This window comes from Parafrankia sp. EUN1f, assembly GCF_000177675.1.
GTDB lineage: Bacteria > Actinomycetota > Actinomycetes > Frankiales > Frankiaceae > Parafrankia.
Window position 1 is genome coordinate 17,362 of the sequence record NZ_ADGX01000115.1, and the last position, 9,748, is coordinate 27,109.

Genomic DNA, 9,748 nt, shown 5'->3' on the forward strand with positions numbered 1-9,748 from the left:
CCGGTCAGGTGGTTCCGTCCGCGCACAGCCGCGGCTGCACGACCTTGAACGCCGCACCGGTCGGGTCGATCTGCACGAACGCGTTGCATCGCAGCGGAGTCATCTGGTTCGTGCTGAGATCGACCGGCTCGATGAGGCCGCTCGCATCGAAGTCCTTCACCGCGCGCAGCGCGGTTATGAAGCCCGCCCGGGTCGGGCACTCGCCGGCAAGCTCCAGCCCACGCAGGAACATGTCGGCATAGATGTACGCGTACATGGCGAACTGCTGTTCGGGTTGTGCGGTTTCCGGCGCGTACTGGCTCATCGTCTGGTGGTATCGGTCGATCGCCTCACCGCCGCCCTCGAAGGGGTGGAAATAGACCGGGAAGGACACGCCGACGAGCTGCTGCCCCAGCCGGCTGAGCGTGCTGCGGTCATATCCGCTCAGGGACACGCTGACCTTCAGCGACACATCGGCCGCCTTCACCGCCGCCGAGAGCTGCGCGAAGTCGTCCAGGGTGGTGAAGCCGATCAGTGCGTCCGCGCCGCTCGCGGCGATCCGCTTCGCGATGCGGCTCGGGCTGTCCGTGCTGGCCTCGAACGGAATCACCTCGACCGTGGGCAGCCCGGCCTGCTGGAATTCCACGCCGTACTTGTGGGCGAATCCCATGACGTAGTCCGACGAGCCGGTCGTCGCGATCGCGAGCTTCGTCCCGCCTCGGGCGAGTATGTAGCGGGCCACGGTCACCGGCGAGGGGTCGTAGAGGTCCGTGAACCAGTTCGAGTATTTCCCGTAGTCCGGCTGTGCCAGGCCGACGACCGGCACGCCTTCCTTCTGCAGGGTCTCCGGTGACTGGCCGTTCGACGACGTCACCATCACCAGCCCGAAGACGGACTCCTGGTGGACGAGCTCGGAGGTCGCCTGCTCGTTTACCGCACCGGTGGTCTCGTCATCCCGCCAGACGTAGGTGACTTCGCGCCCGTGGACACCACCGTTCGCGTTGGCCAGCCCGATCCTGGCGTCAAACCCGGAGCGGGCCGAGGCGAGCGCCTCGCTCCCGATGCCCGTGCTGGAGAAGACGAAGCCGAGTTTGACCTGGTCGGCGGTGATGCCCGGGGTGTCGCAGGCGGCGTTCGCCTCCGCTTCGGACCCGGGTGTGGAGCAGCTGGTCGCGGCAGCCGCGATGATTGCGGCCGCCAGGCCTAACCGTCCGACAATTCGGTGCCTGCGCACGAGATCCCCCTTTGGGTACACGGACGACGCCGTCCTGGACGCCGCGGGCTGAATCGAGCCCCGCACCGCACCCGGGACCCCACAGCGCGAACCGTAATACTTCAAATACTTCGGTTGTTTCGGGAGATAGTAGTGCGTCCGATCCAGGGCTGCACATGGTGCGCGACCTGCGAAGACGCGAAGACGCGATCCTCGCCTGCGGCCGGGCGGCGCACCCCCCGGAACCTCCTAGGCGCCCCTTAGCTGCGCCGGAACGGATACCGCCCGGTACTCCCGGCGACAGCGACCAACCTACTCAGCAGTACACGATCTATGGCAATCGCCAAAATTTCAGGCCGAGACCGGCGTGGCCACCAATTCGCGCAGCCGTGAACGCCCATGTAGCCGTCCGGCCGACCACGAATTCGATTTCCGGACCAGCGCAGTTCCGGATCACTACAGTTCCGTATCCCGGCGGAACCGCCAACCGACACGGCTCCGCGGAACCGCCACCCGACACGGCTCCGCGTCACCGGTGAATGGGGCCGGCTCTGTCCCGCAGCGGCGTCGGAGTGCGCCGGGTAAGGACCGCAAGTGCCTCGGCGCTGATCGCGAGGGCCATCTCCGACACTGTGCGGGCGCCGAGGTCGAGCCCGACCGGGCCGTGGATCCGCGCCAGGTCGCCGTCGTCGACGCCAGCCGCGCGCAGCCGCTCCAGGCGCAGGGCGTGCGTCCGGCGGCTGCCGAGGGCGCCCACATAGCCGACGCCCGCCCGCAGCGCCGCGATCAGTACCGGATCGTCCACCGCGGCGTCGTGCGCGAACGCCACCAGGCCACCGGAGGGGCCCAGCCGCTCCACCGCGCCGACCGCGGTGGCGGCAACCCCGACCGTCGTCGCCCGCCACCCCAGCAGCCGTGCCTGCGCGGCGATGGCCTCGGCCAGCGCGCCGGCGCCGAGCAGTACCAGGTGGGTGGCCGGGACGAACAGCTCGACCACGGTCGCCCCCTCGACGGCCGCCGCCGTCCGGCCTGAGGGCACCGCCTGAGGGCACCGTGTGACGCCGGGCGGCGGCATGGCCAGCCGCCGCCCGGCCGACCGGCACCGGCAGTTCGGTCTTGGCGTACCCCGCTACGCCGGTGCCCGTCCGTCCCATCCACGCGCCGAAGTGTGACCAAGAACCCTCACGTCGTATACGGACATTCGTTCGATGTGCGTGATACACATAGTTGTACGGTACAGCTATCTGTGGGGTGCATATGGTGTCCAACGAAGTCTCCGGTCGGTCCGGGCCGGTTCCCCCGAAGGGCTCCGGGGTCGCCGAGGACCCATCCCGCGCCAACGCCATCGTCGCCGTCCTCGCCGTCAGCGGTGTGATCGTCGCCCTGATGCAGACGCTCATGGTGCCGCTGCTCCCGGTGATGCCACGCCTGCTGGGCACCAGCGCGGCGGACGCCTCCTGGACCATCACAGCCACCCTGTTGACCGGCGCCGTCGCCAACCCCGTGTACGGGCGGCTGGGCGACCTCTTCGGCAAGCGGCGCATGCTGCTCGTCTCGGGCTACTTCCTGGCCGGCGGCTCGCTGATCTGTGCGCTGAGCAGCTCTCTGGTGCCCGTCATCGCCGGGCGTGCCCTGCAGGGCCTGGGCCTGGCGATCATTCCGCTGGGCATCAGCATCATGCGCGACCTGCTGCCCCCGAAGCGGCTCATCCCCGCCATGGCGCTGATGAGCTCGTCCCTGGGCATCGGTGGCGCGCTGGGTCTTCCCATCGCGGCGATCGTGGCGCAGAACTTCGACTGGCACGTGCTGTTCTGGGGCTCACTGGTGGCGACCGCACTGATCATCACGCTCGTAGCGGTTGTGGTCCCCGAATCCCCGGTGCGGGGTGAGGGCAGCTTCGACGTGCCCGGCGCGGTGGCGCTCTCCGCCGGCCTGGCCGCCCTCCTGCTCGCGGTGTCGAAGGGCTCCGCGTGGGGCTGGTCAAGCGCCACCACGCTGGGGCTGTTCGGCGGCGCCGTCATCGTCCTGCTGGCCTGGGGCTGGTGGGAGACCCGCATCCCGGCCCCGCTGGTGGACCTGCGGACGTCGAGCCAGCGGCCGGTGCTGCTCACGAACATCGCCTCCATGGTGCTCGGCTTCGCGATGTACGCCATGTCGCTGATCGTGCCGCAGCTGCTGCAGCTGCCGAAGGAGACCGGGCACGGCCTCGGGCAGTCGCTGATCGCGACCGGGCTGTGGATGGCCCCCGGCGGCCTCGTCATGATGGCCGCCTCGCCCTTCGCCGGACGACTGATCGCGGCTCGTGGACCCAAGGTCTCCCTGGTCACCGGCGCGGGCATCATGACCGTCGGGTACGTCATGGCGCAGGGCCTGATGAGTGCTCCGTGGGGGCTCCTCATCGTCTCCGCCGTGATCAGCCTGGGCGTCGGGTTCGCCTACGCGGCGATGCCGGCACTCATCATGAGCTCGGTTCCGGCATCCGAGGGTGCCGCGGCGAACGGCCTCAACACCCTGATGCGGTCGATCGGGACGTCCACCGCGAGCGCGGTGATCGGCGTGGTGCTGGCCAACATGACCGTCGCCTTCGGGCCGAGCGCGGTGCCCTCGCTCACCGGAATGCGGGTCGGTTTCGTCATCGGCGCGGGTGCCGCACTGGCCGCGTGCCTGCTCGCTCTCACCATCCCCAGCCGCAGGCCCCAGGAAGTCCGCGTGCCCGTGGGCACCGCGGCACCGACGAGCGCCAAGGCACCGGCGAGCGCCGCGGCACCGGCGAGCACCGAGGCCGCGGTCCCAAGCCAGCGCAGGGTCGGCGTGTCGGCCGCAGCCGAGGCGAGTCCAACCGGCGCGTCCTGAAAGGTGGAGGATTTCGGTCATTTCGGAGCCCGTCGCAGAGTCCCTAGCCTCGGGCTTCCGCTGCCGCCGCTGCTCCCGAGCAAGAAGTGAGGATTCTGGCTGCGACAGCAACCGAAATCCTCACTTCTTGCGGATTGACAGGCGACTCCGCGTCCCGATTGTCCTTATTGGCGCGAATTTTCGGCGCGGCGTCGGCGGCGGGCGGCAGCGGCGGAGGTGTGGCATCCCTGCCGGGTGGCCCGCGCGGATGGGGTTCGTGATCAGGTCCAGCGGCCGATCAGGCCCAGCGACCGATCAGGCCCAGCGACCGATCAGGCCCAGCGGCCGGGCAGGACCCCGGCGACGAGCGCAGGCGTCAGGATGATCCTCGCTTCTCACGCCAAAGGGATCACTCGGAAAGAATTATTCCGAGAGATGAATTCTGATACAAAGCTCCCGTGCTACAAAGCTGCCGCTCTGTCCCACCCGTCACCGCAGGCAACGCGCCTCGACCGGGCCGGGCCGGCAGTTCCCTCGAACTGGACGGCGGTGCCCGCATGCACGTGGAAGCCAGCCCCGGCACGACCTCACTCGCGCCCGACACCCCGTGGACGCACCTGGTGACCCGCGGGTGGTCCGCATGATCAGGCAGCCACTCGCCGGCCTGCGGGTCGTGGAATGCGCGAGTTTCGTAGCCGGGCCGACCGGCGGGATGACCCTGGCCCAGCTCGGCGCCGACGTGATCAGGATCGACCCGATCGGCGGCGGCAGCGACTTCCAGCGCTGGCCGGTGGCCCCGACCGGCGAGAGCTACTACTGGACGTCCCTCAACAAGGCCAAGCGCTCGGCCGCCATCAACCTGCGCGCCGCCGAGGGCAAGGAGCTGGTCACCGCGCTGATCACCGCGCCCGGGCCGGAGCAGGGCATCCTCGTCGACAACGTGGTCGGGCGCCGCTGGATGGCCAACGACGTCCTCGCCGCCCGTCGGGCGGACCTGATCCACGTGCGGGTCCAGGGCTACCCCGACGGCCGGCCGGCCGTCGACTACACCGTCAACGCCGAGGTCGGCCTGCCGGGCATCACCGGGCGTGAGGAGGGCGGCGCGCCGGTCAACCACGTGTTGCCCGCCTGGGACTACATCACCGGCCTGAGCGTGTCGACCGCCGTCCTCGCCGCGCTGCGCGACCGCGACCGCTCCGGCGCCGGGGCGTTCATCGAGCTCGCGCTCTCCGACGTGGCGCTGGCCGGCGTCGCGAACATGGGCTGGCTCTCCGAGGCCGCCGCCCGCGGCGGGGAACGGCCACGGCACGGCAACCACGTGTACGGCAGTTTCGGCGTCGACTTCACCTGCAGTGACGGCGTCCGGGTGATGGTCGTCGCGCTCACCGAGGGCCAGTGGGCGGCACTGTGCTCAGTCACCAAGACCGGCGAGGTGTTCGGCGCGCTGGAGACCGCCCTGGACGCCGACCTGAACTTCGAGGCCGACCGGTACCGCCTGCGCGAGACCATCGCCGCGGTGCTGCGCCCCTGGTTCGCCGCCCGTGACTACGCGCAGGTCGCGGGCGAGCTCGACGCCGCCCGCGTGCTGTGGAGCCGCTACCAGGGCATGTCGGACGTCGTCGCCGCACACGCCGCGAACCCGCTCGCCGTGCTGGCGGACGTCGAGCTGCCCGCCAGTGATCCGTCCCGTGGGCCGGTCACGTCGATCACCGCGCGCTCGCCGATGCGGTGGGACGGCGAGTACGGTGCTCCCGGCGACGCGCCGCGGCTCGGCCAGCACACGGCGTCCGTGCTCAGTGACGTGCTCGGGCTCAGCGACGCGGAGATCGGCCGCCTCGTCGACAGCGGTGTGATCGCCGCGCCGCCCGCGGCATGAAGGCCGTGAACGGCGCGAACGGCGCGAACGGCGCGAACGGCGCGAACGGCGCGAACGATCGAAGCAGAGTGAACGATCGGAACGGTGGGGTGGCGGGAGCGGTGGAATGACGATCGGAACGGTCGCCGAGGGGCCGTACTTCGACGAGCTGACCGTCGGCCAGGCGTTCCGCTCCGCGCCCGGGGTGACACTCACGCCGGGCCTGGTCGACGTCCACCGGGCCATCGTCGGCGGCCGGCTCCCCCTCGCGCTCGATCACGCGCTCTACACCGAGGTGACCGGCGGCACCGCGCTCGCCCCGCCGAACGTCGTCTGGGACGTCGCCATCGGGCAGTCGACGGTCGTCACCCACCATGTGAAGGCCAACCTGTTCTACCGGGGGCTCGTCTTCCGCCGCACCCCCGAACTCGGTGACACACTTCGGACGTCCACCGAGGTCGTGGCGCTGCGGCAGAACAGCGTGCGCCCCGGCCGGCGGCCCACCGGGCTCGCGGTGCTGCGGATCACCACCGTCGACCAGCAGGGGCGCCCCGTTCTGGACTTCTGGCGGTGCGCGATGCTGCCGCTGCGTGATCCTGACCGGGCCACCGGGCATCGCGACGACGTCGACGCGGTCGGCACCCAGCCGGACCCGGCGGACCTCGCCGCGGTCGTCGACGGCTGGGACCTCACCCGCTTCGCCGCCGCGACCGAAGGTGTGCGCTTCACCGACCTCAAGGTCGGGCAGAGCTGGCAGGTCGGCGGCGGCGACGTCGTGTCGAACGCCCCGGAGCTCGCCCGCCTGACACTCAACATCGCGCAGGTCCACCACGACGCGGCGGCCGGCGGTGGACGTCGGCTGGTCTACGGCGGCCACACCATCGGTCTGGCGTTCGCGCAGGTCACCCGGGCGCTGCCGACGCTGGTCACGGTCGCGGGCTGGCACGGGTGCGACCACGTGGGCCCCGTCCACGAGGGCGACACCCTGCGCAGCGAGATCACCGTGGAGGACCTGACACCGCTCGCCGCCGGCGGCGGCCTGGTCAGCCTGCGCTCACGGGTGCGCGCCGACACCGCCCCCACCGGCGCTGTTGGCGACGCCGGCGCTGCTGACGGGGGCGGCCGGGACGTCCTCGACTGGCGGTTCGTGGCCGTCCTCCCCTGACGAGGGGCGCGGGATCGCTTGACAATCCGCAAGAAGTGAGGGCTTCGGTTGCTGCAGCAGCCAAAATCCTCACTTCTTGCTCTACCCTTGTCCGGTCGCAGCGGCGGCGGCCCGCAGCCGCGACGATTTCCGGTTCAGCTGGCGATTCGTCGCCGTTCTCCCCCGGCGCGGCCCGCGCATCAGGTCCGGCCGGGCACCGGCACAGCAGTGGTGGCGCCGGCCTGGTCAGCGGCCGGGCACGCAGGAACGACCAGATTCCCGGATCTGTCGGCACCAGCCCGCAACCGGTGGCCGGCCGGCCAGCGGCCAGCGGCCGACAGCCCAACAGCCCCGCGGCCGGTGGCCGGCCTCTGGTGATCAACCGCTTACCGACGGAGATCACGCGCGGGCGCGCGACGGGCGATGACGGGGTCAGGTAACCGGCGCAGGCACCCGACGAACCCTCTCGGTGATGGCGCTGGCACCTAAGGGTGAACCCCTACGGGGGTGGCTTGATCCACCACCGGGCGAAAGCTAGTTTCGGGAGCGCAAGTCAATTGTCGTGGGGGCACGACTGGGAATCTCCGTCAAAAGGTCGATGGATTCCCGAGGAAAGAGAAGCTATGAAGCTCTCCCGTTCCCGGAAAAAGCGGACCCTGGCGCTGGCCGTGGCCGCGTTCGCCGCCTCGTTGGGCGTCGGAATCGCTACGGAGCCCGCGGTCGCGGCGACGTGTTCCGACGTCGACATCGTCTTCGCCCGCGGCAGCGGCGAGTTGGCCGGCCTGGGGATCACGGGCACCCCGTTCGTCAACTCCCTGAAGACGAACCTGACCGGGAAGTCGGTCAGCTCCTACGCGGTCAACTACGCCGCCGACCTCGCCCAGACCTCCGCCGGCCCCGGCGCCACCGACATGACCCGCCACGTGAAGTCGGTGGCCGCGTCCTGCCCGAACACGAAGTTCGTGCTCGGCGGGTACTCGCAGGGTGCGAGCGTCACCGACATCTCGATCGGCATCCCGACCCTGCTCGGCTCCGGCGAGACCATCCCGACGAACCTCGCGCCGCGGGTCGCCGCGGTGGTCGTGTTCGGCAACCCGCTCGCGCTGTATGGCCAGCACATTCCCACGGCCAGCGCACTCTACGGCTCGAAGGCCAAGGAATACTGCAACCTCGGTGACCCCGTCTGCGCGGCCGGGGTGAACACGCTGGCGCATCTCACCTACGGGTATGACGGCAGCACGACCAGCGGCGCCGCGTTCGCCGCGGCCAAGGTGCGCGCACTGGGCTGACCGCCCCGGCGCAATCAGTGGTGAATGTCGGGGCCGACCCGAGGCTGATCCGGCGCCAGATCAGCCCGCGGGCCACGGCCCCGGCATTCACGAAGTACATCCGCTGTTCAGCCCAGATTTTCGCTGTTCGCTGTTCGCTGTTCGGGCTATTCCTGCACGCCGCGCAGGTGCGGGGCCATCATCAGCGGGGTGACGCTGAGAACACCGGAATCCACCGGCAGTGTCACCCCGGTCACCCAGCGCGCCTCGTCGGAGGCGAGGTAGCCGACCGCCCAGCCGACATCCCAGCCGGTGCCGGGCGTGCCCAGCAGGCCCGCCTCGTTGCGGAGCCGGGTACGGAAGTCGGCGGCCGCGTCCTGGCCCGACACCGAGTTGACCATCGGAGTCGTGATGTGGCCGGGCGCGATCGCGTTCACCCGGATTCCGTCCCGGCCGTGGGAGTAGGCCATGTCGACCGTCATCGCGAGGATCGCGCCCTTGGCGGCGGAGTAGGCGATGGTGCCGTCACCGCGAAGCGCGGAGATCGACGAGATGTTGACGATCGAACCGGCTCCCTTCGCGGCCATCACCGGAACCGCGTACTTCGACGCGAGGAAGACCGTGCGCAGGTTCAGGTTGAGGCTGCGGTCCCACGCCTCCTCGGTGGTGTCGACGACGGTCCCGACCGAGGCCAGGCCTATGTTGTTGACGAGGATGTCCACCGTGCCGAACGTGTCGACGGCGGCGTCGACCATCGCCTCACAGTCGGCCGCGCTGGTCACGTCGGCGCCGAAGACCCGGGCCTTGCCGCCCTCGTCCTCGATCATCTGTAACGTCTCCTCGGCCCGCTCGGGATGCAGGTCGACGAGCAGGACGCTCGCGCCTTCCCGGGCGAGCACCACCGCGCTGGCCTTGCCGGTCCCCATCCCGGGACCCGGCGTGGAGCCGGCGCCCGTGACGATGGCGACCTTTCCCTCGACCCGTCCAGTTCGCCGACTGCACGACCTGCAACGGAGCCGGCAAGGTGACCAGGGACGTCGTCGAAGGTGACGAGGACGGCGGGTTCACCGGCACCCAGGAGTTCGACTGCACCAGCTGCAACGGCGTCGGGCGGGTGAAAAAGGGATGATGGACCCGGACGCCGGCCGGCCGCTGGTACCGATGCTGTCGCTAGTCGCCTGCAACAAGTGCCGCCGCGAGCGTGGCGCCCAGCTGCACCGGGAGGGCCGGGTGGATCCGGTGCCGGAGTCCGGGACGTGCCCGCACGGCCGGCCACTGCGGACACGCTGGGCCGACGGGTACGGGCCCGGATCGGAACCCCCGAAGGATCCCGGCTACGACCGCACCCCACCCGTCTGACCCTCCCAAGGGTGTGAGGCCACCCCCTCAGGCCCGCCCGCACCGTGTGCCCCGCCGCAGCGCTGCGGCGGGGCACACGGCTATCAGCGAGGATCAGT

At 70.5% G+C, this 9,748-nt stretch carries 8 protein-coding genes; 5 read left to right on the plus strand and 3 right to left on the minus strand.

Annotated elements, in window-relative coordinates; translation table 11 throughout:
- Window positions 1–4 precede the first annotated feature (4 nt).
- Together FREUN1FDRAFT_RS27370 and FREUN1FDRAFT_RS27375 are read right to left on the minus strand one after the other, a co-directional pair.
- Window positions 5–1,213, minus strand: coding sequence for an ABC transporter substrate-binding protein (locus FREUN1FDRAFT_RS27370; RefSeq protein ID WP_006543525.1), 1,209 nt, complete (start codon window positions 1,211–1,213; stop codon window positions 5–7).
- Window positions 1,214–1,721: 508 nt separating this feature from the next.
- Window positions 1,722–2,231 (minus strand): XdhC family protein, encoded by a 510-nt coding sequence (locus FREUN1FDRAFT_RS27375; protein WP_050796054.1) that lies wholly within the window; start codon window positions 2,229–2,231, stop codon window positions 1,722–1,724.
- 218 nt (window positions 2,232–2,449) lie between these two features.
- Here FREUN1FDRAFT_RS27375 and FREUN1FDRAFT_RS27380 point away from each other — a divergent pair, with 218 nt between their 5' ends.
- The 4 genes from FREUN1FDRAFT_RS27380 (at window position 2,450) to FREUN1FDRAFT_RS27395 (ending at window position 8,312) form a co-directional block, all read left to right on the plus strand.
- Window positions 2,450–4,045, plus strand: coding sequence for an MFS transporter (locus tag FREUN1FDRAFT_RS27380; RefSeq protein WP_006543527.1), 1,596 nt, complete (start codon window positions 2,450–2,452; stop codon window positions 4,043–4,045).
- Between the two features lie 619 nt (window positions 4,046–4,664).
- Window positions 4,665–5,900, plus strand: a complete 1,236-nt coding sequence (locus tag FREUN1FDRAFT_RS27385) for a CoA transferase (protein ID WP_006543528.1) — start codon at window positions 4,665–4,667, stop codon at window positions 5,898–5,900.
- 106 nt (window positions 5,901–6,006) lie between these two features.
- Window positions 6,007–7,044, plus strand: a complete 1,038-nt coding sequence (locus FREUN1FDRAFT_RS27390) for a MaoC family dehydratase (protein ID WP_006543530.1) — start codon at window positions 6,007–6,009, stop codon at window positions 7,042–7,044.
- 602 nt (window positions 7,045–7,646) lie between these two features.
- Window positions 7,647–8,312, plus strand: coding sequence for a cutinase family protein (locus FREUN1FDRAFT_RS27395; RefSeq protein ID WP_006543531.1), 666 nt, complete (start codon window positions 7,647–7,649; stop codon window positions 8,310–8,312).
- A gap of 146 nt (window positions 8,313–8,458) precedes the next feature.
- Here the strand turns inward: FREUN1FDRAFT_RS27395 and FREUN1FDRAFT_RS27400 are convergent, their stop codons facing one another.
- On the minus strand, window positions 8,459–9,253 hold the full coding sequence (locus FREUN1FDRAFT_RS27400; protein ID WP_035953820.1) for an SDR family NAD(P)-dependent oxidoreductase: 795 nt from the start codon (window positions 9,251–9,253) through the stop codon (window positions 8,459–8,461).
- A gap of 163 nt (window positions 9,254–9,416) precedes the next feature.
- Between FREUN1FDRAFT_RS27400 and FREUN1FDRAFT_RS27405 the strand changes: the two genes are divergently transcribed.
- Window positions 9,417–9,650 (plus strand): hypothetical protein, encoded by a 234-nt coding sequence (locus FREUN1FDRAFT_RS27405; RefSeq protein WP_006543534.1) that lies wholly within the window; start codon window positions 9,417–9,419, stop codon window positions 9,648–9,650.
- Window positions 9,651–9,748: the final 98 nt, after the last annotated feature.